At 62.1% G+C, this 25,585-nt stretch carries 22 protein-coding genes; 10 read left to right on the top strand and 12 right to left on the bottom strand.

The features are described from left to right. Positions 1-75 precede the first annotated feature (75 nt). The 7 genes from B9Z31_RS05320 to B9Z31_RS05290 all read left to right on the top strand — a co-directional run bounded on the left by B9Z31_RS05320 (position 76) and on the right by B9Z31_RS05290 (position 7,948). Entirely contained in the window at positions 76-951 is an 876-nt protein-coding gene (locus B9Z31_RS05320; RefSeq protein WP_100118527.1) for a branched-chain amino acid ABC transporter permease, read from the top strand. A gap of 9 nt (positions 952-960) precedes the next feature. Then, on the top strand, positions 961-2,037 hold the full coding sequence (locus B9Z31_RS05315; protein ID WP_100118526.1) for a branched-chain amino acid ABC transporter permease: 1,077 nt from the start codon (positions 961-963) through the stop codon (positions 2,035-2,037). Beyond that, positions 2,034-2,867, top strand: coding sequence for an ABC transporter ATP-binding protein (locus B9Z31_RS05310; protein WP_100118525.1), 834 nt, complete (start codon positions 2,034-2,036; stop codon positions 2,865-2,867). The genes B9Z31_RS05315 and B9Z31_RS05310 overlap by 4 nt, the downstream gene beginning before the upstream one ends. Beyond that, positions 2,864-3,682 (top strand): ABC transporter ATP-binding protein, encoded by an 819-nt coding sequence (locus B9Z31_RS05305; RefSeq protein WP_100118524.1) that lies wholly within the window; start codon positions 2,864-2,866, stop codon positions 3,680-3,682. The genes B9Z31_RS05310 and B9Z31_RS05305 overlap by 4 nt, the downstream gene beginning before the upstream one ends. A 3-nt stretch (positions 3,683-3,685) precedes the next feature. Continuing rightward, the gene (locus tag B9Z31_RS05300) at positions 3,686-5,542 is read left to right on the top strand and encodes a long-chain fatty acid--CoA ligase (protein WP_100118523.1); all 1,857 of its coding nucleotides are present in this window, start codon (positions 3,686-3,688) and stop codon (positions 5,540-5,542) included. A gap of 37 nt (positions 5,543-5,579) precedes the next feature. Continuing rightward, a complete protein-coding gene (locus B9Z31_RS05295; RefSeq protein ID WP_100118522.1) occupies positions 5,580-6,749 on the top strand; it encodes an ABC transporter substrate-binding protein in 1,170 nt (389 codons plus the stop codon). Positions 6,750-7,000: 251 nt separating this feature from the next. After that, complete coding sequence (locus B9Z31_RS05290) at positions 7,001-7,948, top strand: TerC family protein (protein ID WP_100118521.1); 948 nt, start codon at positions 7,001-7,003, stop codon at positions 7,946-7,948. An 81-nt stretch (positions 7,949-8,029) separates the two neighbouring features. On the opposite strand, the gene B9Z31_RS05285 is transcribed toward B9Z31_RS05290, so the two are convergent. After that, a complete protein-coding gene (locus B9Z31_RS05285) occupies positions 8,030-8,923 on the bottom strand; it encodes a LysR family transcriptional regulator (protein ID WP_100118520.1) in 894 nt (297 codons plus the stop codon). 211 nt (positions 8,924-9,134) lie between these two features. Between B9Z31_RS05285 and B9Z31_RS05280 the strand changes: the two genes are divergently transcribed. Further along, a complete protein-coding gene (locus B9Z31_RS05280) occupies positions 9,135-9,425 on the top strand; it encodes a zf-TFIIB domain-containing protein (RefSeq protein ID WP_100118749.1) in 291 nt (96 codons plus the stop codon). A gap of 71 nt (positions 9,426-9,496) precedes the next feature. On the opposite strand, the gene B9Z31_RS05275 is transcribed toward B9Z31_RS05280, so the two are convergent. Genes B9Z31_RS05275 through B9Z31_RS05240 form a run of 8 tightly spaced genes read right to left on the bottom strand, consistent with a single transcriptional unit; the run spans position 9,497 to position 19,054 of the window. Further along, complete coding sequence (locus tag B9Z31_RS05275; protein WP_100118519.1) at positions 9,497-10,654, bottom strand: acyl-CoA dehydrogenase family protein; 1,158 nt, start codon at positions 10,652-10,654, stop codon at positions 9,497-9,499. Beyond that, positions 10,651-12,648, bottom strand: a complete 1,998-nt coding sequence (locus B9Z31_RS05270; protein WP_100118518.1) for a biotin carboxylase N-terminal domain-containing protein — start codon at positions 12,646-12,648, stop codon at positions 10,651-10,653. The genes B9Z31_RS05275 and B9Z31_RS05270 overlap by 4 nt, the downstream gene beginning before the upstream one ends. Continuing rightward, the gene (locus B9Z31_RS05265; protein WP_369804639.1) at positions 12,645-13,451 is read right to left on the bottom strand and encodes an enoyl-CoA hydratase/isomerase family protein; all 807 of its coding nucleotides are present in this window, start codon (positions 13,449-13,451) and stop codon (positions 12,645-12,647) included. Before B9Z31_RS05265 ends, B9Z31_RS05270 begins: the two co-directional genes overlap by 4 nt. Before the next feature lie 8 nt (positions 13,452-13,459). Next, complete coding sequence (locus B9Z31_RS05260) at positions 13,460-14,632, bottom strand: acyl-CoA dehydrogenase family protein (RefSeq protein WP_100118516.1); 1,173 nt, start codon at positions 14,630-14,632, stop codon at positions 13,460-13,462. A gap of 21 nt (positions 14,633-14,653) precedes the next feature. Beyond that, the gene (locus tag B9Z31_RS05255) at positions 14,654-16,264 is read right to left on the bottom strand and encodes an acyl-CoA carboxylase subunit beta (protein ID WP_100118515.1); all 1,611 of its coding nucleotides are present in this window, start codon (positions 16,262-16,264) and stop codon (positions 14,654-14,656) included. Then, on the bottom strand, positions 16,261-17,160 hold the full coding sequence (locus tag B9Z31_RS05250; protein ID WP_100118514.1) for an SDR family oxidoreductase: 900 nt from the start codon (positions 17,158-17,160) through the stop codon (positions 16,261-16,263). The genes B9Z31_RS05255 and B9Z31_RS05250 overlap by 4 nt, the downstream gene beginning before the upstream one ends. Continuing rightward, positions 17,157-17,810: a TetR/AcrR family transcriptional regulator gene (locus tag B9Z31_RS05245; RefSeq protein ID WP_100118513.1), complete on the bottom strand. Its 654-nt coding sequence runs from the start codon at positions 17,808-17,810 to the stop codon at positions 17,157-17,159. The genes B9Z31_RS05250 and B9Z31_RS05245 overlap by 4 nt, the downstream gene beginning before the upstream one ends. A 59-nt stretch (positions 17,811-17,869) precedes the next feature. After that, on the bottom strand, positions 17,870-19,054 hold the full coding sequence (locus tag B9Z31_RS05240) for an acyl-CoA dehydrogenase family protein (RefSeq protein WP_100118512.1): 1,185 nt from the start codon (positions 19,052-19,054) through the stop codon (positions 17,870-17,872). Between the two features lie 121 nt (positions 19,055-19,175). Here B9Z31_RS05240 and B9Z31_RS05235 point away from each other — a divergent pair, with 121 nt between their 5' ends. Both B9Z31_RS05235 and B9Z31_RS05230 read left to right on the top strand, forming a co-directional pair. Further along, complete coding sequence (locus B9Z31_RS05235; RefSeq protein WP_100118511.1) at positions 19,176-20,381, top strand: acetyl-CoA C-acetyltransferase; 1,206 nt, start codon at positions 19,176-19,178, stop codon at positions 20,379-20,381. A 31-nt stretch (positions 20,382-20,412) separates the two neighbouring features. Continuing rightward, a complete protein-coding gene (locus B9Z31_RS05230; RefSeq protein WP_100118748.1) occupies positions 20,413-22,566 on the top strand; it encodes a 3-hydroxyacyl-CoA dehydrogenase NAD-binding domain-containing protein in 2,154 nt (717 codons plus the stop codon). A gap of 65 nt (positions 22,567-22,631) precedes the next feature. Here the strand turns inward: B9Z31_RS05230 and B9Z31_RS05225 are convergent, their stop codons facing one another. Genes B9Z31_RS05225 through B9Z31_RS05215 form a run of 3 tightly spaced genes read right to left on the bottom strand, consistent with a single transcriptional unit; the run spans position 22,632 to position 25,584 of the window. Continuing rightward, complete coding sequence (locus B9Z31_RS05225) at positions 22,632-23,594, bottom strand: DMT family transporter (RefSeq protein ID WP_100118747.1); 963 nt, start codon at positions 23,592-23,594, stop codon at positions 22,632-22,634. 20 nt (positions 23,595-23,614) lie between these two features. Beyond that, positions 23,615-24,253, bottom strand: a complete 639-nt coding sequence (locus B9Z31_RS05220) for a trimeric intracellular cation channel family protein (protein WP_100118510.1) — start codon at positions 24,251-24,253, stop codon at positions 23,615-23,617. Positions 24,254-24,264: 11 nt separating this feature from the next. Then, positions 24,265-25,584, bottom strand: a complete 1,320-nt coding sequence (locus B9Z31_RS05215) for a DASH family cryptochrome (RefSeq protein ID WP_100118509.1) — start codon at positions 25,582-25,584, stop codon at positions 24,265-24,267. Position 25,585 lies beyond the last annotated feature (1 nt).

The raw sequence follows: 25,585 nt of genomic DNA, 5'->3' as shown, positions 1-25,585 counted from the left end.
TGCTTTGCACGGTGCTGAAACAGTGCACCCACAAGCGCAGCGAACTGGGCTCGACAGAACAAAGAGGAGACAGGTGTGCAATTGCTGCAACTGCTGATCAGCGGTGTGGCCCAGGGCTGTATTTACGGACTCATTGCCCTGGGTTTTGTGCTGATTTACAAGGCCACCGAAACGGTGAGCTTTGCCCAGGGCGACCTGATGATGGTGGGGGCTTTTTCGGGCCTGGCCGCCATGACGCTGTTGGGCTTTCCTTTCTGGATTGGCGTGCCAGCGGCCATCGTGGCCATGGGTATTTTTGGCGTTTTGCTCGAGCGCTTGGTCATTCGCCCCATCCTCGGGCAACCGGCTTTTTCCATCGTCATGCTGACCATTGGCGTGGGCTATGTGCTGCGCGGTCTGATCACCATGATCCCGGATGTGGGCACCGACACCCACACCATGCCTGTGCCCTATGCGGGTGAGGTGTTGCGTTTGGGCGGCTTGGTGATCGCCGCCGAGCAAATGGTGGTGATTGGCGCTACAGGCATCTTGTGCCTGGGCCTGTTTGCCCTGTTCAAGTACAGCAAGCTGGGCATCGCCATGCAGGCGGCCTCGCAAAACCAGTTGGCCGCTTATTACATGGGCATCCCGGTCAAGCGCATCAACGGTCTGGTCTGGGGTCTGGCGGCCGGTGTGGCGGCGGTGGCCGGTCTGCTCCTGGCCCCCATCACCTTTGTGCACGCCAACATGGGCTTCATTGGCCTCAAAGCTTTCCCCGCTGCGGTGGTGGGGGGCTTTGGCAGCTTGCCCGGCGCCATTGTGGGTGGCTTGGTGATCGGCATCGTCGAGTCGCTCTCGGGCTTTTATCTGCCCGAAGGCTTCAAGGACATTGCGCCCTACATCGTGGTGTTGCTCATGCTGGTGCTCAAGCCCAATGGCTTGTTCGGCGAGCAACTGCGCAAGAAAGTTTGAGGCCCCGGCATGCGTTTCATCTTCAAAACCGAATACAACCAGGACATCACCCTGGCCAAACACGGCGGCCATGTGTTCTGGTACAGCTTGCTCGCCATCTTTTTGGTGGTGGCACCTTGGACCGTGCCCGAGTACTGGCTCGCGCAGCTGACCTTTGTGTTGATCTACGCCGTGGTGGGTCTGGGCCTGATGTTGCTGGCGGGTTTCACGGGGCTGTTCTCTTTGGGGCACGCCGCATTTTTGGGTGTGGGGGCCTACACCCAGGCCGTCATGGTCAATGCCGGGGTGCCGTTTCCGTTGGCACTGGTGTGCGCGGGCGTGTTCTCGGCCATGGCGGGCGTGATCGTGGGCTTGCCGGCGCTGCGCGTCAAAGGCATTTATCTGGGCATGGCCACGCTGGCTTTTGGCTTCATCGTCGAAGAGGGCATGGCCCGCTGGGAAAGCGTCACCGGCGGCAACGCGGGCCTGATGGTCACCTACCCCAAGTTGGGCGGCTGGACGCTGGACAGCACCGAAGAGTTTTACTTTTTGTGCCTGCTGGTGACGGTGGGCGCCACGCTGGCCATCGTCAACCTGTTGCGCTCTTCGACCGGTCGGGCCTTTGTGGCCATCCGCGATTCTGAAATTTCGGCGCAAAGCATGGGCATTCACCTGGCGCGCTACAAGACCTTGTCGTTTGCTTTGTCGGCCGCATTGGCAGGCATTGGCGGCGCTTTGTACGCGCACAAAATCCAGTTCCTCTCGCCCGAGCAGTTCAGCATCATCCAGTCGATTGACTTGCTCTTGATGGTGGTGATTGGCGGTTTGGGCTCGATCCACGGGGCCTTCTTGGGCGCGATTTTCCTGATCGTCATGCCGCAACTGATTGCGCTGGGCAAGGACTTTTTGCCGGCCGCCATTGGGGGGGCCGCCGGCCTGCAGGGCACGGTGTACGGCATGGTGCTGATCGCTTTTGTGCTGTTCGAGCCCATGGGCCTGTACGGCCGCTGGCTCAAGGTGCGCACCTGGTTCCAGCTGTTCCCGTTTTACCGCCGTGGCCTGTTCAAGCGCCAGAAATCGTTCCAGAAATCGGACCGCCTGAAATGAACGCAGACATCCTTTTATCCGCCCAAGACCTGAGCGTTCGCTTTGGCGGCGTGCTGGCCGTGAACAAGGTCAGCTTCGACGTCAAGCGCGGCGAGGTCTTCACCCTGATCGGACCCAACGGCGCTGGCAAGACCACCGTGTTCAACCTGATCAGCCGCATCTACACGCCCACCACAGGGGTGATCGACTACGCTGGGCCACAAGGCACCTTGCGCCTGACCGACCAGCAGCCACACCAAATCGCCGGCCTGGGCATTGCCCGCACGTTCCAGAACATTGAGTTGTTCGAGCACGCCACCGTGCTGCAAAACCTGCTGATTGGCCGCCACACGCACCGCAAGACGGGCGTCTGGAGCGAGATGTTCTTCAGCGCCAAAACCCGCGCGGCCGAAATCGAGGCGCGTGAAAAGGTCGAAGAGGTCATCGATTTTCTGGACTTGCAGCACCACCGCGATTCGATGGTGGCGGGCCTGCCCTACGGCGTGCGCAAAGTGGTTGAGCTGGCTCGGGCCTTGTGCACCGAGCCGAAATTGCTGCTGCTCGACGAGCCTTCATCGGGCCTGAACGTCGAAGAAACCGAAGACATGGCCTTCTGGATTTCCGACATCAAGAACGAGCTGGGCATCACCGTGCTGATGGTCGAGCACGACATGAGCCTGGTCTCCAAAGTGTCGGACCGTGTGCTGGCCATGAGCCAAGGCGAAGAACTCGCCACCGGCACGCCCAGCCAGGTGCAAAGCGACCCGGGCGTGATCGAGGCCTATCTGGGCTCGGTCGACGATGTCTCCAGCCTGCGCCGCGAAAACCACGTGCCCGGAGGTGCCGCATGAGCGCAGTCAACCCCATCCTGAACGCGGCCGCTGAGCCCGCCACTGACAACGTGATGCTCAAGCTGCTCAACGTGGAGAGCGCCTACGGTCCGATCAAGGCGATCCGTGGTGTGAGCCTTCAGGTGCGCCAAGGCGAGATCGCCACCGTGCTCGGCTCCAACGGCGCTGGCAAGACCACCATCCTCAAAACCATCAGCGGCATCATCGACCCGCGCAAGGGCTCGATCGAGTTCAAGGGCCAGAGCATCACCGCGCAAGACCCGGCCATCATCGTGCAGCGCGGCCTGATGCACGTGCCCGAAGGGCGTGAGGTGTTTCCGCTGCTGTCAATTCGCGACAACCTGCTCATGGGCGCCTTCACCCGCAAGGACCGCGATGGCGTGGCCCGCGACATGGAGGCCGTGTTCAACTACTTCCCCATCCTGCGCGAGCGCTCAGCGCAGGACGCGGGCTTGCTCTCGGGTGGGCAGCAGCAGATGCTGGCGATCAGCCGCGCCCTCATGGCCAACCCCGATTTGATCTTGCTGGACGAGCCCAGCCTGGGCCTGTCGCCCAAGCTGACCAAAGAGATTTTTGAAATCGTGGTGCGCATCAACCGCGAACGCGGCACCACCATCTTGTTGGTCGAGCAAAACGCCAACATGGCGCTGAACGCTTCGGACTACGGGTATGTGCTGGAAAACGGCCGCATCGTCATGGAAGACAGCTGCGCCCGTTTGCGTGAAAAGGACGACATCAAGGAGTTCTACTTGGGCATGAAGGAAGAGGGCGTGCGCGCTGACCGCCGCTGGAAAAAGAAGAAAACCTGGAGATAAGACATGAGCCAACTCTGGGACACCTCCGGCATTGCGCCGCAAAAAAATGTCGTCATGGCGGGCGAGACCATCCCCGCCATCTTCTGGAACGCCGTCGCCGCTCGCGGCCCAAATGTCTGGATGCGCCAAAAAGACCTGGGCATCTGGCGCAGCTGGACCTGGAACGAGACCGCGCAAGCCGTGCGCGAGATCGGCCACGGCCTGATGGCACTGGGTTTCGAGGCCCGTCACACCGCCTCCATCTTGGCCAACACCAACATCGAGTGGGTGTTGTGTGACCTGGCGGTGCTCAGTGCCGGTGGCGTGTCCAACGGCATTTACCCGACCGATGCGGCCGAGCAGGTGCACTACCTGTGCGAAGACTCCGGCACCCGGGTGCTGTTTGTCGAAGACGACGAGCAACTGGACAAGGCGCTGGCGGTGCGCGAGACCTTGCCCTTGTTGCAAAAGATCGTGGTGTTCGACATGGACGGTTTGCGCGACTTCCACGACCCGATGGTCATCAGTTTGAAACAGCTGCAGGCCTTGGGCCGCGAACACGCCCAGCAACACCCCGACATGCTCACGCAGCGCAGTGCGGCTTGCAAACCGGAAGAGTTGGCCATTTTGGTCTACACCTCGGGCACCACCGGCAAGCCCAAGGGCGGCATGCACAGCCACCATGGCTTGGTCTACACCGTGCGCGGCTACAACACCTTGATTGCCCGCGATGAGCGCGACGAGTGCATGTGCTTTTTGCCTTTGTGCCACATCGCCGAGCGCATGGGCGGCGAATTTTTCTCGATGTACACCGGGGCCAAACTCAACTTTGTCGAGAACCCCGAAACCGTGCCGGAAAACGTGCGCGAAATCGCGCCCACCGTGTTCACCGCCGTGCCCCGTGTCTGGGAAAAGTTTTACTCGGGCGTGATGATCGCGCTCAAGGAGGCGGGCGGCTTGCAGCAAGCGGTCTATGGCTGGGCGATTGGCGTGGGACATCAAGTGGCCGATTTGGTGCTGGCGCACAAGCCGGTGCCTGCCAGTCTCAAACTGCGCTTTCATGTGGCGCGTTTGTTGGCCCTGAACAACGTGCGCAAGATGATCGGCATCCACCGTGCGCGCTTTTTGGTGACGGGTGCGGCGCCGATTTCCCCCGATTTGGTGCGATGGTATTTGGCGCTGGGCTTGCCCATGCTCGAAGTTTGGGGCATGACCGAGACCTGCGGTGCGGCCACGGGTGTGCCCGCTGACCGCATCAAGCCGGGCTCGATCGGCCCGGCTGCCGAGTACAACGAAATGCGCCTGGACCCGGTGACCAGCGAGATCTTGGTGCGTGGCCCCAACGTCTTCATGGGTTACCTGAATTTGCCCGAAAAAACCGCCGAGACCATCGATGCCGACGGCTGGCTGCACACGGGTGACGTGGGCGTGGTGGACGAGGAAGGGTTTTTCCGCATCACCGATCGCATGAAAGACATCATCATCACAGCCGGGGGTAAGAACATCACCCCGAGCGAGCTGGAAAACGAACTGAAATTCTCGCCTTACGTCACCGATGCGGTGGTGATTGGCGACAAGCGGCCCTATTTGACTGTGATCATCATGATCGACCAGGAAAACGTGGAGAAATACGCCCAGGACAACGACGTGCCCTTCTCGAACTACGCCAGCCTCACGCACAGCGCCGAGGTGCAAGGTTTGATCCAGGCCGAAGTCGACCGCGTCAACAAGAAGTTTGCCCGCGTGGAGCAGATCAAGAAATTCTGGCTGCTCGACACCCAGCTGAGCGCCGAAGACGAAGAACTGACCCCGACCATGAAGCTCAAGCGCAAATTGGTCGAGAAGAAATATGCGCCCCAGATCGAGGCGATGTACCGCTGATTCACCTCACCCTTTTCTACAACAGGAGACCTGCACCATGAAAATCAAACTCAGCCTCGTCGCCGCGGCGATGGCCCTGACCGCCGGCGCGGCCATGGCCCAGACGCAAGGCGTGTCCAAAACCGAAATCACGCTCGGCTCCATCCAGGATTTGTCGGGCCCCCTGGCTGGCTTTGGCAAGCAAGTGCGCCTGGGCATGATGCTGCGCGTCGATGAAGCCAACGAACAAGGCGGCATCAGCGGCCGCAAGTTCAAGCTGCTGGTCGAAGACTCGGCCTATGACCCACGCCGCGCCGTTTTGGCCGCGCAAAAGCTGGTCAACCAGGACAAGATTTTTGCAATGATCGGCCACATCGGCACGGCGCAAAACATGGCCGCCATGCCCGTGCAGTTCCAGAAGAACGTGATCAACTTCTTCCCTGTCACCGCTGCGCGTGAAATGTACGAGCCCTTCCACAAGCTCAAGTACTCCTTTGCCGCCACCTACTACGACCAGATGCGTTTGGGTGTGCCAATTTTGGTGAAGGAAAAGAACGCCAAGCAAATTTGTGCCATGCACCAGGACGATGAATTCGGCCTGGAAGTGTTCCGTGGTGCCGAAGAAGGCCTCAAGAGCATGGGCATGCAGTTTGCCGAAGTGACTACCTACAAGCGTGGCGCCACCGACTTCGCATCGCAGATGCAAAAACTGGCCTCGTCCAAGTGCGATTTCGTCGTCATGGGCACCATCATCCGCGAAACCATTGGTGGCATTGCCACCGCACGCCGCCTGGGCTTCAACCCCACCTTCTTGGGTTCGAGCGCAGCCTACACCGACCTGATCCACAAGTTGGGCGGCCCCGCCATGAATGGTTTCTACGCCACCATGTCCACCCAGCACCCTTATCTGGACGAGGCCTCGCAGCCCATCCGTTTCTGGGCCAACAAGTACAAGACCAAGTTCAACGAAGATCCGACCGTTTTCTCGGTCTATGGTTACAACGCCATTGATTCGTTCTTGCGTGCGGTCGAGAAGTCCGGCAACAACGTGACCACCGAGAGCATCATCAAGGCCATGGACACCATGGTGATCCCCGCCGATATTTTCGGCACGGGTGAGATGACCTTCACCGCCACCAAGCGTTTGGGCAGCAACGCCTCGCGCATGTCGCAGATCACCGACGGCCGCTGGAAAGTGACCTCGGCTTACTTCAGCGACAAGAAGTAAAGCCAGCAGCACCCACTGCTTGTTGGAAACCGCCTGAACCCGCGAGGGGCAGGCGGTTTTTTCATGGGGAAATGACAGAGAGGGCAGAAAATTCCAGTGAAATACTCCATTTTTTACGAAGTAAAAAACCATTTTGAACAGAAAAAAGATGATGCTTCTGCCCTAGACTTCAAACCATCTGCCGGTTTGTCGTTCATACGGCGTGACGAGTCGGAGTGTTGAATCAAACAAGCAAGAATGGAAAGGTCTTCATGGAAACCGTCGCTCCCCTTTGGTTATGGGCCACATTTGTGGCCATTGTGTTGGTGTCCTTGTTTGTGGATTTTGTGGTGCTCAAAAAGCAGGGGTCCCACGACATCGGTGTCAAAGAGGCGCTCAACTGGTCCTTGATCTGGATTGCATTGAGTTTCCTGTTCAATGGGCTGTTCTGGTGGGCGATCAAGGACACCACCGGTTCGGTGGAGATGGCGAACACCAAATCACTGGAGTTTCTGACCGGCTACCTGATTGAAAAATCCTTGGCGGTGGACAACATCTTCGTCTTCCTGATGATCTTCACCTACTTCGCTGTACCGAGCCATTTCCAAAAGCGTGTGCTCATGATTGGCATCATCGGTGCCATTGTCTTGCGCACCGTGATGATTTTGGTGGGGGGCTGGTTGTTGGCCGAATTCCATTGGGTGCTCTATGTGTTCGGTGCTTTCCTGATCCTCACCGGTGTGAAGATGTGGTGGGCTGCTGGCAAAGAGCCTGACCTCGAGGACAACCCGGCGCTCAAGCTGCTGCGCAAGCTCTTGCCCGTCAGCAAAAACTACGACGGCGAAAACTTCTGGACGGTGGAAAACGGCAAGAAGATCGCCACCCCGCTGTTCATGGTGATCTGCTTGATCGCCTTGACCGATGTGATCTTTGCAGTGGATTCGATTCCGGCGATTTTCGCGATCACCTCAGACCCCTTCATCGTGCTGACCAGCAACGTGTTTGCGATTTTGGGTTTGCGTGCCATGTACTTCCTGCTGGCGGCCGTGGCCAACAAGTTCCACCTGCTCAACTACGGCCTGGCCGTGATCCTGGTGTTCATCGGCACCAAGATGTGCCTGATCGATGTGTTGAAGATTCCAGTGGGTGTTTCGCTGGGTGTTGTGGTTGGAATCTTGGCCGTGACCATGCTGCTGAGTGTGCGTTCGGCCAAAACCTGAGGTGCTGCTGTCTTGATGAAGCCCCCAGGGTCACAAACCCTGGGGGCTTATTCATGTCTGAAGCTGCGCAGTCAAGGCGTCTCAATGGGCGGCGTCGCTGGCTTGCAAAAGCCGTTGCACCAAGGGGTGATGCACTTTCTTTTCGGTGCCGATCGCGAAAAAGTTCTCTTTCACACCTTCGCAGGGACCCAGGCGCTGCACATCGTAGTGCGCCAGCAGTTCCTCGTGCACCCACTCCGCAGCCGGGAACACCCCCATGCCGCTTTCGCCAAAAGTTTTGAGCAAGGCACTGTCTTCGAACTCGCCCACGATGCGTGGTCGGATGCCATGCTGTTCAAACCAGTGGTCCAAGCGGGTGCGCACCGCGGTGTGTCCGGTGGGCAGCAGCACCGGGACATCGGCGAGGCTGGCCGGAAATTTCTTTTTGGCCGATTTGACCCAGGCGGCTGTGCCATACCAGGACACAGGAGAGCTGCCCAAGGCATGGTTGTAGAGTTTGATGTTGGCATTGCCCGGGGCAGGCCGGTCGGACAACACCACGTCCAAGCGGTGCAGGGCCAAGTCACCGAGCAGGTCGTCGAACTCTCCCTCGTGGCAAAGCAAGCGCAAATGTGGTTCGCCCATGACCGGTTGCATGAGACGGCGCACCACCAGTTTGGGCAGGCCGTCCGAAATGCCTGCTGCCAAGCGAACGGTGGGTGAGCTCACGGCATCACGCACAATCGCAGGCAGGTTTTCACCCAATTGAAAAATCTGGTCAGCTTGCTGCATGGCCGCCAGCCCGGCATCGGTCAACACCAGGCCGCGCCCAGCGGGTTTGAGCAGGGCATAGCCCAGCGAGCGCTCGAGTTCGCGCACTTGGGCGCTCACGGTTTGCACTGCCATGTCGAGCTTGTCGGCGGCCCGGGTGATGCCGCCCTCTTTGGCCACGACCCAGAAGTAATACAAGTGCTTGTAATTGAAGGTGGTGCGCATGGGCAGATTTTTTAGGAGTGTTGTTCAGCCATTATCTGCTTTTACAAGAGCCATTGGCGCCTTAAAGTCGCTTCACATTTCACCCGCACCGGATGCGCTTGGGCCACTTCATTTCAGCTGGGGTTAACGCGTGTGGGTTGCGCAACGGTGCGCGGCCATGGGTGAAGGACAGATCCCCATGTTGCGCTTGTCTAAATTTGAAGGAATCACCATGAAATGCCCCACTTGCAGCGATACCCCTCTGGTCATGGCCGAACGCCAGGGCGTGGAAATCGATTACTGCCCGGCTTGCCGAGGCATCTGGCTGGACCGGGGCGAGCTGGACAAGCTCTTGGACCGTGCTTTGGCTGCAGCCCCTGCGGCCGCTGCAGTGCAGCATCAACCTGCCCAGGCCGCTGCGGGCATGCATCGCCCACAGAGCCATGGGGACGGGCGTTACGGCCACGGCGACCGGGATCCATACAAGCGCAAAAAGTCTTGGCTGCATGAGATTTTTGACTGAGCTTCCAGCGGGCACTGCTGGCGTTTTGAAGGCGTTCTCGTTGGGGCCTGCCGCCCAGGTTCGCACAGCGCTCAGATGCCCAGTTGTTTGGCCGCCAGCTCTTTCATGATCTCTTCGGCCCCGCCGCCGATCATCATCACTTTGACTTCGCGGTACACCCGCTCGCTCACGGTGCCGCGCATGTAGCCCATGCCGCCCAGCATCTGCACGGCGGCATCGGCGCAAAACTGCATGGTTTGTGTGGCGTGGTTTTTGAGCAGGCACACCTGCGCCACCCACTCGGCCCCGGTTTGGTCTGCGTCGGCTTGCTGCGTCACCGCATCCACCCACGCTTGGGTGGACGAGATGCGCATCTGCATGTCCATGAGCTTGTGGCGGATCACTTGGCGCTCGACCAAGGCCGCACCAAAAGTCTGGCGCTGAAGGCTCCAAGTCAGGGCTTCGTCAAAGCAAGCCTGCGCAAAACCGAGCGCCATGGCCGACATGGCCAAGCGCTCACCGTTGAAGTTGCCCATGATCATTTTGAAGCCCGCGCCTTCCTCACCCAGCCGATAACGCTGGGGCACGCGCACGCCGTCAAAGCGCAGCTGCGCCGTGTCGGAGCTGTGCCAGCCCATTTTGTGCAGCCGTGTGCGCGTGATGCCCGGCGTGTCGCCCGGCACCACCAGCATCGAGATGCCGCTGGCCCCTTTGCTGGCAGGCTGGGTGCGCACCGCCAGCGTGATCCAGTCGGCGCGCAGGCCCGAGGTGATGAAGGTCTTGTCCCCATCGATCACATAGTCCGCCCCGTCGGCTCGGGCCGTGGTGCGCAGGCTGGCCACGTCAGAGCCGCCACCGGGCTCGGTGATGGCCAGCGCAGCGATGCGCTCGCCGCGCAGCACCGGCGGCACCACTTCGGCCTGCAGTTCGGCGCTGCCGTGCGCCATGACCGGCGGCAGGCCGATGTTGAGCGAGAACAGACTGGCCATGACCCCGCCACTGCCGCCATAACGCGCCAGCGTTTGCGACAGCATGTTGCGCGCACGCCAAGGTGCGGGTGTGCCGCCCAAGTGCTCGGGGTAGCCCAGGCCCAGCAGGCCCAACTGCGCGGCTTGGGTGTAGAGGCTGCGGTCGATCAGTCCAGCGTCTTCCCAAGCGGGCACATGGGGAGCAATGGCTTGCTTGGCAAAGCGCGCCACCGTGGTGTGCAGACTTTGCAGGTCTTCGGCGGTGAAATCAGCGTCGTTCATGCAGCCTCCTGCCATTGCACCAGCACCTGGCCGGGGCCCACTTGCTGGCCTGCCGACACCGGAATGCGCTGCACCACGGCGTCGCGTGCTGCGGTCAGGGTGTGTTCGAGTTTCATGGATTCAATCACCAGCAGCGTGTCACCTTGCTTGACGCTGTCCCCCTCGCGCACATGCAGCGCGAGCAGCTTGCCATTGAAGGGCGCACGCAGCAGGGTGGGCGCTTGTGCGTTGGGGCCGCTGGCCGGGGCGCAGTGGCTTTGCTCGCTCAGCCACATCTCTGCGTGGTGGGGGCCTTGCACTTGCACATGCCAACGCGCGGGTGTGCCGCCGTTTGTGGCGGCCTGCACGGGCCATTGCACACCGTTCAGGGTGATCCAGAGCGCGTGATGGCATGCACCGTTGGCCTGCTGCGTGGGGGCATGTCGAACCTGCGCTGTGTGCATGTCACCGCCTTGGTGCACCCGCACCTGGCCTTGTCCGAGCTCGTGCACCGCCGCTTGCCAAACCGTGGCCTGGCCTTCAAAGCCCATGCGCACCGGGCGCGCGAAGGGGCTGGCCATGTGCTGCGCGGGCGCTTGTTGGGCATACAGCATCGCGAGCGCGGCCACGGTCTGTGCCTCGCTGCTGGCGTGCAAGCGCGCGCGCACGGTCTCGGCCTGCTCGGCCAGGAAAGGGATCAACGCCTCACCCGCGCGGAACACCGGGTGCTGCAAACACGCCGCCAAAAAAGCGCGGTTGGTGGGCAGGCCCAGCAAGGTGGTGCGCTGCAGGCCTGCGCTCAGGCGCTCAATGGCTTCAAGGCGAGTCGGCGCATGCGCGATCAGCTTGCCCAGCATCGAATCGTAATGCGGCGTGACCTTGGCCCCGGCGTACAGCGCATGGTCAAAGCGCAAACCTGCTGGCTCTTCAAAGGCCAAGACCGTGCCGGTTTGCGGCGTGAAATGTTCGTCTTCGGCGCACAGGCGCACCTCTATGGCGTGGCCTTGCAGCTGCACATCGGCTTGCTGGAGTGGCAGCACCTCGCCGCGAGCGATGCGCAGTTGCCATTCCACCAAATCAAGGCCCGTGAGCATCTCGGTCACCGGGTGTTCCACCTGCAAGCGGGTGTTCATCTCCATCAAATAAAAGGGCTTGTCGCTGAGGGTCTCGTCCAGCAAAAACTCCACCGTGCCCGCACCCACATAGCCCGCCGATTGCGCCAGGGCCATGGCCGCTTGCCCGAGTTGCGCGCGCAGTGCAGCATCCACGGCCGGGCTGGGCGACTCTTCGATGATCTTTTGGTGCCGGCGCTGCACCGAGCAATCGCGCTCACCCAGGTGGATGCAATGGCCGTGCATGTCGGCCATGACCTGCACCTCGATGTGGCGGGGCTGCAGCAAGGCGCGTTCCATGAGCAAATCGCCATGGCCAAAACCGGCCAGCGCTTCCGAGCGTGCGCTGTGCAGTGCGGGCAGCAGCTGCGCCATCTCGGTCACCAGGCGCATGCCGCGCCCGCCGCCCCCGGCCACGGCTTTGACCATCAGCGGCAAACCCAGACGCTGCGCATGCGCCGTGAAAGTGGCATCGCTCTGGTCTGCGCCAAAGTAGCCCGGCAGACAAGGCACGCCATGCTGCTGGGCCAGCGCTTTGGCAGCCGATTTGCTGCCCAGCGCCCGAATCGCCTCGGGTGGTGGGCCGACCCAAGTCAGGCCCGCGTCGATCACCGCTTGGGCGAAGTCGGCGTTCTCGCTCAGAAAACCATAACCCGGGTGCACCGCATCGGCACCCGTGTCGCGCGCCGCTTGCAGCAGCTTGTCCGTGCGCAAGTAGGAATCGGCCGACAGCGTGCCGCCCAGGGCAACGGCGGTGTCGGCTTCTTGTACATGCAGGGCGCCCTGGTCCGCGTCTGAATACACCGCCACCGTCGCGATGCCCATGCGCTGCGCGGTGCGGATCACGCGGCGGGCGATCTCGCCCCGGTTGGCGATCAGCAGGCGGGTGACCGGGTATTTCATGCCGTGTCCTTGTCAGAAAGTGTCCAGGGGGCGGGCTGTTTGCGCGCAAAAGCGGCCAGGCCTTGGGCCGCTTCGGCACTGCGCAAGCCGCTGGCAAAAGCTTGCGCGGCGGCATGGCGCAAGTCGGGCACAGGCCCGCGCAAGCTGCGCAGCAATGCTTTGGTGCTGGCCACCGCGCCAGGCGCTGCACGCAGCAGGCGCGCGAGTGTGGCTTGCCAAGCCGCATCGCTGTCCTCTTCGATGACCTCGTTCACCAAGCCCACTTGTTGCGCTTGGGCAGCGCTGTAGCTCAGGCCTTGCAGCAGGCACTGGCGTGCCGCGCTCTCGCCCAAGCGCTGCCACACAAAAGGCGCAATCTGCGCAGGCGGCAAGCCCAGCGTGACCTCGGGCGTGCCCAGCACCGAACGGGCTGTGGCCACCACATGGTCGGCGCAGCACACCAGGCCAAAACCACCGCCCATGGCCGCGCCATCGACCCGGCACACCAGCAGCTGTGGCAGGGCGCACAGCGCATGCAGCAGGTCGCCAAAACCCTGGTTCATAGCCAGCAGCGGGTCGGTTTGTCCCTCTTGAAGGGGCTGCCCGATCAGGCTGGCAAAGCCACCCAAGCTGCCGCCCGCGCAAAAGGCCTCGCCTGCACCGGTCAGCACCACGATGCGCAAGGTGCTGTCTTGCGCCGCACGCGCACAGGCGCTCAGCAAGCCATCCACGATGGCATCGCTCAGCGCGTTGCGCGTGGCCGGGTCGTTCATCGTCCAGGTTTCGACCGCGCCTTGGCGTGTGATCAGCAAAGTGTGGCTCACGGGCGTGCTCATTTTTGGGGCCGTTTGGCAATGCCCATCATCTTGGACAAGATGCCAAGCATCACCTCGTCCGCGCCGCCGCCAATCGAGGCCAGACGCCCGTCGCGGTACATGCGCGAGACCTTGTTCTCCCAAGTGAAGCCCATGCCGCCCCAAAACTGCAGGCAGGTGTCGGGCACGGTGCGGTTCAGGCGACCGGCCTTGAGTTTGGCCATGGTGGCCCATTCGGTCACGTCTTCGCCTGCGATGTAGTGTTCGCAGGCCTGGTAGGTCAGGGCGCGCAGGCATTCCACATCGGCTTTGAGCTCGGCCAGCTTGAACTGCACCCATTGCTGGTCGGCCAATGTGCTGCCAAACAGCTTGCGCTCTTGCGCCCAGTCCACGGTCCACTGGATGCAGTTGCTCAGTGACTGCAGCGTGCTGGCCGCGCACCACAGGCGTTCCTCTTGAAACTGTTGCATCTGGTAGATGAAGCCTTGGCCTTCGGCCCCGATGCGGTAGCGCTGGGGCACACGCACTTCGTCAAAGTAAATCAAGCCGGTATCGCTGCTGTTCATGCCGATTTTTTTGATCTTCTTGCCCACTTCGATGCCGGGCAGCAGCTTGCCGTTTTCGCGCATGGGCACCATGACCAGGCTTTTGTTTTTATGGATCGGACCTTCCCCCGTGTTGACCAGCATGCACATCCAGTCGGCCTGCAGGCTGTTGGTGATCCACATCTTTTGACCACTGATCACGTAGTCGTCACCGTCCTTGCGGGCCACGGTTTTGATGCCCGCCACATCGCTGCCCGCACCGGGCTCGCTCACGCCAATGCAGCCGACCATGTCGCCCGCAATGGCTGGGGCCAGAAATTGGGCGCGCAGCTCATCGCTGCCAAAACGCGCCAGCGCTGGCGTGGCCATGTCGGTTTGCACGCCAATGGCCATGGGAATGCCGCCGCAGTCGATGTGGCCCAGCGCCTCGGCCATGGCCATGCTGTAGGAATAATCGAGGCCTGCCCCCCCATAGGCCTCGGGCTTGGTCAGGCCGAGCAGACCCAAGTTGCCCATCTTTTTGAAGACCTCGTGCGCCGGAAAAATTTCGGCCGCTTCCCACTCGTCCACATGGGGGTTGATCTCCGCCTCGATGAAGCGCTTGAGCGTGTTCTGGATCTCGCGGTGCTCGTGGGTGTATTGCATGGTGTGTCTCCGTGGGTGGTGTTACATGCGGGCCACGCCAAATGAGGTGGCGCGGGGCTGGCGGGCAGCGGCTTCAAAACAGGTGTCCAGGCAAAAGCTGAGCACGCTGCGGGTGTCACGCGGGTCGATCACGCCGTCGTCCAGCACCAGGCCGCTGGTGTAGAAGGCATCGGCTTGGGCCTCAAACAAGGCCACGATCTTGTCGAACTGGGCCTGCATTTTTTCGGGGTCGGGCGTGATGCCTTTGCGGGCCATGCCCGCTTCGGCCACGATCTGCATGGTGCGGGCGGCTTGCTCGCCGCCCATCACCGCTGTCTTGGCTCCCGGCCAGCTGAACAAGAAACGCGGGGCATAACCCCGCCCGCACATGCCGTAATTGCCCGCACCAAACGATGCACCGCACTGGATGGTGATTTGCGGCACCGTGGCACTGGTCACGGCCTGGATCATCTTGGAGCCGTGTTTGATCATGCCGCCTTGCTCGCTGTCTTTGCCCACCATGTAGCCGGTGGTGTTTTGCAAGTAAATGATGGGGTGGCCCAGCTGACACATCCACTGGATGAAGTGCGTGGCCTTGTTGGCACCGGCCACGTCAATCGGCCCGTTGTTGCTGATGATGCCCACCGCATGCCCGCCGATGCGGGCTTGCGCACACACCGTGGCCGCGCCGAACAGCGCTTTGAATTCCAGAAAATCCGAATCGTCCACCAGACGCAAGATGACTTCGCGCATGTCGATGGGTTCGCGGTGGTGCGCGGGCATCAGGCCCAGCAGTTCTTCGGCATCCCAGCGCGGGGGCTTGGCTTGTCTTTGTGTTGCGTGCGCAGGCCAGTTCCAGCGTGCCACCACATCGCGGGCTGTGCCCAGCGCGTGGCGGTCGTCTTCGCACAGGTATTCGCCCAGGCCCGAGACGCTGGTGTGCATTTCTGCCCCGCCCAATTCTTCTTCGGTGGCCACTTCACCGGTGGCGGCCTTGAGCAAAGGTGGCCCGGCCAGAAAGGCACGCGACCTGCCGCGCACCATGATCACCGTGTCTGACAGCCCCGGCATGTAAGCCCCGCCTGCGGTGCCCGAGCCGTGCTGCACCGTGAGCACCGGCAGGCCCGCCGCCGACAGGCGCGCCAAGTTGCGAAACAGGCTGCCGCCCAGCACAAAACCTTCGACCTTGTACTGCATCAAATTGGCCCCGGCGCTTTCGACCAGGTGCACAAAAGGCAGTTTGTTTTCGAGGGCCAACTCTTGCACCCGCAAAATCTTCTCCAGGCCCCGCGCCTGAATGGCCCCAGCCTCGATGCCCGAGTCACTGGCCACCACCATGCAGCGCACGCCGTTGATGAACCCCATGCCCGCGATCATCCCGCCACCGGGCACCGATTTGGCCGGGTCGGGGGTGTCCTGCATGAAGCCTGCTAGCGCACACAGCGGCAAGAAGGGCGCACCGGGGTCGAGCAGCAAGGCCACGCGTTCGCGCGGCAGCAACTGGCCGCGTTTGTCGAACACGGGTTTGGACTGGGCCGAGGCAAGCGCTGCACGCTCTTGCAGGGCATGCCACTGCGCCAGGCGGGCCAGTGCGGCTTCGCGCCGCTGCTGCGCCACAGGGCTGTGCGGGTTCCAGGTGGATTCAAAAGTCATTGGAAAACCTTGGGGGTCACGGCGCGGTGAAAACCGTCAAAGGCTTTGACGGCGTCGCGTGTTTGCACATCGGCTTGGGCCACGGCTTGTTGCCAGCCCATGCGCATTTGCGGACGCGCACCGTCCACACGCAGCACGGTGCCGCTGATGAAGCTGGCGGCGGGTGAGAGCAAAAACACGATCGCGGCTGAGGTTTCGGCTTCGGTGCCAAAGCGGCCTTGCGGGACGGTGGCGCGCATGGCGCGCAGCATGTCTCCGGCCTCGGGCGGGTAGTGGTCCATGCCGCTGCTGGCGATGTAGCCCGGGGCCACGGCATTCACACGCACGCCTTGCGCCGCCCATTCGAGCGCCGCCGTTTCGGTGAAGCTGACCATGCCCGCCCGCGCCGCCCCACTGTGGCCCATGCCGGGCATGGAGCCCCACATGTCGGCCACGATGTTGACCACCGCGCCACCATGCTGCTGCATGCTTTGGTTGAAGCACTCGCGCGCCACCAAAAAGCCACCGGTGAGGTTGGTGTCGATGACCGCTTGCCAGCCTTTGGCGCTGGTCTTGGCCAGGGGCGAGATGTATTGCCCGCCCGCGTTGTTGACCAGGCCGTGGATGCGGCCGTGCTGCTGCACCACCTGCGCCACCATGGCTTTCACATCGTCCTCGCGCCGAATGTCGCAGCTGTGCCAGCTCGCTTGGCCGCCGTCACCCACGATCTCTTGTGTGGTGTTGGCGAGCTTTTCGGGGTTGCGGCCCACCAGCACGAGGTGTGCGCCCAGGCTGGCCAGCTCGTGCGCGGTGCAGCGGCCAATGCCCGAGCCGCCGCCGGTGACCAGCATCACTTGCCCCGCCAGCAAGCCGGGCGTGAAAACCGATTGGTAAGTGTTGGCAGGCGTTGTGCTCATGGGCTGTCTTTTAAAAAAAGTTGCAAGGCGGTCTCGGTCAGCTCGTCGAGTGAGGCGCGTTTGGCAGTGTTGTTTTTGCGGGCAGGTTCGTACCACTGCACCGACCAGTTGAGGGCGCCAAAAATCATCAAGCGCGCCAGGCCCACCGGCGCTTGCAGTTGGCCCGTGTCATGCAGGTCTTGCAGCACGGGCATCCAGGCGGCCTCGTAGTCGTCTTTGAGTTCGGTGATGGCTTGGCGTTGCGCGGGTGCGAGCGAGCGCCACTCGTAAAGCATCACCGGAATAAAGTCACTGTCGGGGCCCAGCAGCACATCGAAGTGGTGGCGGATGAGTTGGCGCAAGCGCGCGCGGGCGCTGTCGGCGGTGGTGTGTGTGCAGGCCGCTTGTTGCCGCGCAATGGCTTGCTGCATGCCCTCGACCATCACGGCCAACAAAAGGTCTTGTTTGTTGCCAAAGTGGTAGAAGGGCGAGCCCGACTGCATGCCCACTTGTGTGGCGATTTCGCGTGTGCTGGTGGCGTCGTAACCTTGGCGCTTGAACAACTGGGCTGCCGCCGAGATCAGCGCCTGGCGTCGGTTGCCATCGTCGCGCTCGCCTTCTGTTTTCTTGGGGCGACCGCGTGCGCGTTTGGGTTCGGCCAGCTCGGTCATCGGACTGAACCATCACGACGCGGGCGTCGCGCCCACAAGGCGGAAGAAAAGGCTGTCATTCAGCGCCCCGCCAAACCCATGCTGCGCGAAATCACTTCTTTCATGATCTCGTTGGTGCCGCCATAAATGCGTTGCACGCGGGCGTCGGCATAGGCGCGGGTGATGGGGTATTCCCACATGTAGCCGTAGCCGCCATGCAGCTGCACGCACTCGTCCATCACCTTGCATTGCAGGTCCGAGCACCAGTACTTGGCCATGCTGGCGGTGGCGGTGTCGAGTTGGTCTTTCAGCAACAGTTCAGAGCACTTGTCCACAAACACACGCGCCACCTGCACCTCGGTTTGCAATTCGGCCAGGGTGTAGCGGGTGTTTTGGTAGTTGCCCACGGCCTGGCCAAACACCTTGCGGTCCTTCACGTACTGCACCGTCCAGTCGATGGCCGCTTGCGCCGCCGCAATGCCGCCAATGGCGATTTGCAGGCGTTCCCAAGGCAGTTGCTCCATCAGGCAAATGAAGCCCTTGCCTTGCATGGCGGTGCCGCCCAGCAGCTGGTCGGCGCTGACCTTGACGTTGTCAAAAAACAGCTCTGAGGTGTCTTGCGCTTTGAGGCCCAGCTTCTTCAAGCGCTTGCCTTTTTCAAAGCCGGGCATGCCGCGCTCGATGAGGAACAGGCTGGTGCCCTTGGCCCCGGCGGCCGGGTCGGTCTTGGCCACCAGGATCACCAAATCGGCGTGCCAGCCGTTGGTGATGAAGGTCTTGCTACCGTTGATCACATAGTGGCCGTCGGCTTCGCTACCGGAGGGGCCTGCTTGCCATATGGCGGTGGTTTTCACGCCCTGGAGGTCCGAGCCCGCTGCGGGTTCGCTCATGGCAATCGCGCTCACCATCTCGCCGCTGGCCAGCTTGGGCAGGTACTTTTGCTTTTGCGCCTCGGTGCCGTAGTGCAGGATGTAGGGGGCGACGATCTCGCTGTGCAAGCCGTAGCCAATGCCGGAAAAACCGGCGCGTGCGAGTTCCTCCATCTGCACCACCGAATACAGCTTGTCCGCATCCGAGCCGCCATAGGCCTCGGGCAAGGTCATGCACAAAAAGCCGTTCTCCCCGGCCTTGTTCCAAACAGCGCGGTCCACGTAGCCTTGCTCTTCCCAGGCCTCGTGGTGGGGGGCGATTTCTTTGTCCATGAAGCGGCGAAAGCTGTCGCGGAAGGCTTCGTGGTCGGCGGTAAAGAGGGTGCGTTCGATCATGGCTGTCACCTGTTGGACTGAAAGTTTGATTTATACAAAGCGTTTGCTTGGTAAAAGTCTATACTGAATGCAGAACCCCACAACACAGGGCAAACCCCTTGATGACCCCCAGGAGACATTCATGAGCGAAGCATTTGTTTATGACGCCCTGCGCACCCCGCGTGGCAAAGGCAAAAAAGACGGCAGCCTGCACGAGGTCAAACCGATCAGCCTGCTCTCAGGGCTTTTGCGCGAGCTGCAAAGCCGCAACCAGCTCGACACCTCGGCCGTGGACGACGTGGTCATGGGCGTGGTCTCGCCCATTGGCGAGCAAGGCTCGGTCATCCCCAAAGTGGCGGCGCTGGCGGCGGGCTGGGACTGGCGTTGCTCGGGTGTGCAGCTCAACCGCTTTTGCGCCTCGGGCCTTGAGGCCGTCAACATGGCCGCCATGAAAGTGCGCAGCGGCTGGGAAGACCTGGTGGTGGCCGGTGGCCTCGAGAGCATGAGCCGCGTGCCGATCGGCTCGGACGGCGGCGCCTGGGCGCAAGACCCCGAAACCAACAGCGCGACACTCTTTGTACCGCAAGGCATTGGCGCTGACCTGATCGCCACCATGAGTGGCTTCAGCCGCCACGATGTCGATGCCTTTGCGGTCGAGTCGCAAAAGCGCGCCACAGCAGCGCGTGCGGCCGGCTACTTCGATCGTTCGGTCGTGCCGGTGAAAGACAAGCTGGGCCAAGTGATCTTGGCGCAAGACGAATTCATCAAGCCCGGCACCACGGTGGAAACACTGGGCGGCCTCAAAGCGTCGTTTGAACAACTGGGCGCCATGGGCTTTGACGCCGTGGCCTTGCAGCGCTACCCGCAGGTCGAGCGCATCCACCATGTGCACCACGCGGGCAACTCGTCCGGCATCGTGGACGGTGCAGCGGCGGTGCTGATCGGCTCCGAGGCCGCAGGCAAAACACACGGCCTCACGCCTCGCGCCCGCATTGTGTCGGTGGCATTGTCAGGGGCCGACCCGACCATCATGCTGACGGGCCCCATGCCGGCCGCACGCAAGGCGCTGGCCAAGGCGGGTTTGACGATCGATCAGATCGATTTGTTTGAAGTGAACGAAGCCTTTGCCGCCGTGCCCATGAAGTTCATGCAAGAGATGCATGTGCCGCACGACAAGGTCAACGTCAACGGTGGCGCGATCGCCATGGGCCACCCGCTGGGAGCCACGGGCGCGATGATTTTGGGCACCTTGATTGACGAGCTGCACCGCAGACAGCTGCGTTACGGCTTGGCCACTTTGTGTGTGGGCGGCGGCATGGGCATTGCCACCATCGTTGAACGCGTTTGACCGGGGAAAGAGCACCATGAGCACCATCATTTTGAAAACACTGCGCTATGAACTGGCCGACGGCATCGCCACCATCACCTTTGACGAGCAAGGCTCGCCGGTCAACACCATGTGCCTGCAATGGCAGGCCGATCTGACCCAGGCGGCCGAGCAAGTCCTACAAGACAAAGCCCAGATCAAGGGCGTCATCCTGGCCTCGGCCAAGTCCACCTTTTTTGCAGGGGCCGACCTCAAGGGCGTGATGCGCTCGCAAGCCTCGGACGGCCCGCGTGTCTTTGTCGAGATCGAAGGCATCAAGAAAGCGTTTCGCACCATCGAGACGCTGGGCGTGCCCGTGGTCAGCTGCCTCAACGGCACGGCGCTGGGCGGCGGGTGGGAGGTGGCGCTGATCGGCCACCACCGCATCGCCACGGCCAACCCCAAAACCCAATTTGGCCTGCCCGAAGTCACGTTGGGTTTGATTCCTGGCGGCGGCGGCATCACCAAGATGACGCGCCAACTGGGCCTGCTGGCCGCGCAGCCTTATGTGCTGGAGAGCAAACTCTTTGGCCCCGAAGAAGCGCAAAAGCTCGGTCTGGTGCACGAGATCGTGGCCAACGACGAGCAGCTGCGCCCCCGCGCTTTGGCGCACATTTCGGCAGCCCAAGGCCAGCCCGAAGCCGCCCAACACCTGTGGGACCGCAAGGACTACAAAATGCCCGGCGGCACGCCGAGCAACCCCAAAATCGCAGGCATGCTGAGCGTGGCCCCGGCTGTGCTCAAGCAAAAAACACGCGGCCTGTACCCCGCGCCCGAAGCGGCGCTGGCCGCCATGGTGGAAGGCGCGATGGTGGACTTTGACACCGCCATGCGCATCGAAAGCCGTTACCTGGCGGGTCTCATGACCAGCCAGGTGGCGCGCAACATGATCAACACCTTCTTCTTCAACATGAACAGCATCAAGGGCGGTCAAAGCCGCCCCAAAGCTGCACCCCGCTACAAGCCGCAAAAAGTGGGCATCTTGGGCGCGGGCATGATGGGCTCGGGCATCGCGTATTCGCAAGCGAGCCGGGGCATCGCCACGGTGCTCAAAGATGTGAGTGTGGAAGCCGCCGAAAAAGGCAAGGCCTACAGCCACAAGCTCACGCAAAAACGGGTGGACAAAGGCCGCATGGCCGCAGACAAACAAGCGGCCTTGTTGTCACTCATCCAGCCCACGGCCAGCGCTGCAGATCTGAAGGGCTGCGACCTGATCATCGAAGCCGTGTTTGAAAACCGCGAGCTCAAAGCCCGCGTCACGCAAGAGGCCGAGCCCATGCTGCTTGAGGGCGGTTTATTTGCCAGCAACACCTCCACGCTGCCCATCAGCGGCTTGGCCACGGCCAGCGTTAAGCCCGAGAAATTCGTGGGTATCCACTTCTTCAGCCCGGTGGACAAGATGCAGCTGGTGGAGATCATCCGCGGCGCGCAGACCGACGACGAGACCATTGCCCGGGCTTTCGACTATGTGCAGGCGCTGGGCAAGCTGCCGATTGTGGTGAACGATTCGCGCGGCTTTTACACCAGCCGCACCTTCGGCACTTTTGTCATGGAAGGCGCGGCCATGCTGGGCGAGGGCATCCCCGCCCCCGTGATCGAGAACCTGGCCATGCAAGTGGGCATGCCTGTGGGCCCTTTGGCCGTGCTGGACGAAACAGCGCTGTCGCTGTCGGTGCATGTGCTGGACCAGACCCGTGAAGATTTGGCCAAAGAAGGCAAAACCCACACCGCCACCCCCGGCGAGTTGCTGGTCGAGCGCATGGTCAAAGAACTCAAGCGCCCCGGCCGCGCCGCAGGCGGTGGTTTTTACGACTACCCCGCAGGCCATAAAAAAGTGCTGTGGCCCGAACTCAAAACCCGTTTTGAAAAAGCGGATGTGGCTTTCAATCTGCAAGACATCAAAGACCGCCTGCTGTACCGCCAAGCCGTGGAAACCGCCCGCTGCCTGCAAGAAGGCGTGCTGACTTCGGTGCACGACGGCAACATCGGCTCCATCTTCGGCATCGGCTTTCCGGCTTGGACGGGTGGGGCGTTGCAGTTCATCTATGGCCAAGGGCTGGATGCTTTTGCCAAACGCTGCGCTGAATTGGCCGAGAAATATGGCGCGGGTTTTGTGCTGACCGCCGATGTGATGGCCAGCTTGAAGCAGCATCAGCCGGTGTATTGAGGCTCAGGCGGGCCGGGCCTGTCGGCAAGGCGCCGTGGCTCTGCGGCCACAGCATTGAACGCGCATCACACCGCCTTGACCCTGACTCCACCCATCACCCCCGCCACCAGCAGCGCAATGCCCGCCAGCGTGAGAGGCTCTGGCCACTGGCCGCGCAGCCAAAAGGCGTAAGCCAGCGCAGCCAGCGTTTCGAACACGATCAACTGACCTGCCAGGGCGGTGGGCAAGCGTTGGCTGGCGGCGTTCCAGCACAGGGTGCCCAGCCAGGAGGCGAACAGGCCAATGGCCACCATGAGGCCGATGAATTCAAGCGGGCGCGGCCCCAAGGGCATGGGCAGCGGGTTGTTCGTGGCGTTACTCCACAGCCAGAAGGCGGCATAACCCAACAAAGCCAGGGGCAGCGTGGCGATGCCTTGTGCCGTGGCCCAAACGCGGGGATGGCGGTCAGGGTGGCCGCGCAGCCAGTCGGCGTTTTTCAGGGGGTACCAGGTCCAGCAGACCACCGCACCCACCGCCAGCGCGGCGCCCGTGATGTAACGCGTGGTGTCCGCGGCTGGGTTTTCTAGCAGCGCGCTCCACTCCACGTGGTTGACGCAAGCGATCCCCGCCAAGATGAGGGCCAAGGGCGGGGCGAGTTTCGGCCACGGAAAACGCCCGTCGCGCTGGTGGTTGAGCAGGTTGGCCGAGACGGCGATCACCACGGGCAGCGTGCCGATGATCATGGTGGGCAATGCGCCGCCCGCACGCTGGATGGCGCTGGCCAGAAACAGGTAATAGAGCACATTGCCGATGGCGGCCAGTTTGAGCGCGGCCAACCAGTCCGCCCGCGTGAGCCGACGGACCTCAGCGCGGTCGACAAAGGCCAAGGGCAAGGCGATCAGGCCAAAGGCCAGGTAGCGGCCAAAGGTGTGCAGCGCGGCGGGGTATTCGGGCAGCATCAGCGGGCCGACAAACACCAGGCCCCACATCATGCCGGCGGCCAATGAAAAGAAAATGCCACCCCAAAAAGCGCTGGTGTTGTTGGGCATGTCTTGGGAGTTCAAAGGGTTCAGGTGCGCCAAGCGGGCAGTTGCCAATTGCGCCAAAGCGCCAGGGCGCGCAAACCGACGGTGACCAGCAGGCAAGCCAGCAAAGCCACCCAGCCCGGGGCGTCGGTGAACCACAAGCCCACATAGGTCCACCCTCCCGCAAAGGCACAGACCGCGTAGGGCCGGTGGTCTTTGAAAGCGGTGGGGATTTCGTTGCACACCATGTCGCGCAGCACACCGCCAAACACGCCGGTGATCAGGCCCATGAGCACGGCCACCACCGGTGGCATGAGCGCTTGCAGAGCGTGGTGCACCCCGGTGGCCGTGAACAAACCCAGGCCCACAGCATCGGGCCAGAGGATGGCTTTTTCGGTCACTTCAAAATGCCGCTGGCGCATGAACAGCATGGCCACCACACAAAGCGCGAAGACACCCCAAAGCATTTCGGTGTGTTGCACCCAAAAAAAGGGGCGTTGGTCGAGCAGCAGGTCGCGCAGCGTGCCACCGCCAAATGCGGCCAGGAAAGCCACGACGCAAACGCCCACCGCATCGAGTTGCTTGCGAGCCGCTTCCATCAGACCTGAAAGTGCAAATGCTGCAGTGGCCGACAGCTCGACCAGCAGGCGCAGGGTGTCTCCCCAAGATTGGATGGCATACATGCGCACGATTATCAGGCCAGCCAGACTTGCCGATAGCGCCCTTGTGCGTCGTGGTCCTGGGTTTGTTTGCTGGGGTTGAAGCGTCGTCCGGCCCTTGGGTCGGTGCCCCGGCCGCTGACATACAGCCAGTTCCCTTGGTTGCTGCACACGTCAAAGTCCACCAGTTGCGACTCAAACCAGGCGGCTCCCGCGCGCCAGTCGCAAGACAAGTCGTGCACCAAAAAGCTGGCCACGATTTGTCGCATGCGGTTGGAGGTGAAGCCGGTGGCGGCCAGCTCGCGCATGCCGGCGTCCACGATGGGCTCGCCGGTTTGGCCGCTGCACCAGCGTGCAAAGTCCTTGGGGAAGTGCGAGGGCTGGGGCAAGTTGGACAGACCCCGCGCCGCATAGAGTTGGGGGCCGTGTTGCCAATGCAGCATGCGGAAGTTGTCGCGCCACAGCAGCTCAAACCACAGCCAATACGTGCCGTCGTTGCTGCCGTGTGTGTGTTCGTAGGCCTGGAGCTCGGCCCAAATGCGGCGGGCCGACACCGCACCCGTGGCCAGCCAGGGCGACCAGTGACTGCTGGTGTGCTGGCCTTGCAGGGCGTTGCGGGTTTGTTTGTAGCGGTCGGGCCAAGGCGGCGTCAGGTAGTTGTGCAGGTGGGCCAAAGCGCGGGTCTCGCCACCACGGCATGGTGCTTGCGTGTACGGAAAATTCGAACGCCCATGTGCGTCGTCACCGGTGTGGGCTTGCAGCAGGGTGAATGGGCTGTCTGTCCAGCCAGGCAAAGCGGTCAAGCTGTCGATCGGCGGCGCAGGCAGCTGGGTGGGCGCGGGCAGCGGCGTCAAGGGTTTGAGCCCCTTGGATTCGATGCGCTGGCGAAACTCGGTGAAGACTTGCGGCATGTCTGCGGCCGCAAAGGGCAGGGCGCCCGGTTCGATCAGGCTGGACTGACACAGACTTTGGACGCTGAGGCCCGCACCGATCAGGGCCTGCACCTGGGCTTGCTCTTCGGGCGCTGGGATGTCTTCGCAAAACACGGTGTCGGCTTGCACTGCGCGTGCGCAGGTGGGCAACACCTCGGCCACGTGACCGTGCAGCAGCACCAGGCGCTGGCCCAGGCCCAGCAATGAAGTTTGCAGGTCTTGCAGCGTGTCGGCCAGAAAGCGCCTGCGGTGCGCGCCCATGCGGCGAAAGCCCCAGGCAGTGGGCTCGTCTTGCACGGGTTCGTGCACGTACACCAGCAGCAGGGCTTGGCCATGGGCCTGGGCGTGCGCAATGGCTTGCTGGAGGGCGCGTTGGTCATGCAAGCGCAAGTCGTTTCGGAACCAGTAGAGGGTGGTGCGCATG

It is taken from the genome of Limnohabitans sp. G3-2, assembly GCF_002778275.1.
Taxonomy (GTDB): domain Bacteria; phylum Pseudomonadota; class Gammaproteobacteria; order Burkholderiales; family Burkholderiaceae_C; genus Limnohabitans_A.
Note: the sequence above shows the minus strand (reverse complement) of the source record. Positions and strands in the feature narration are given on the sequence as shown.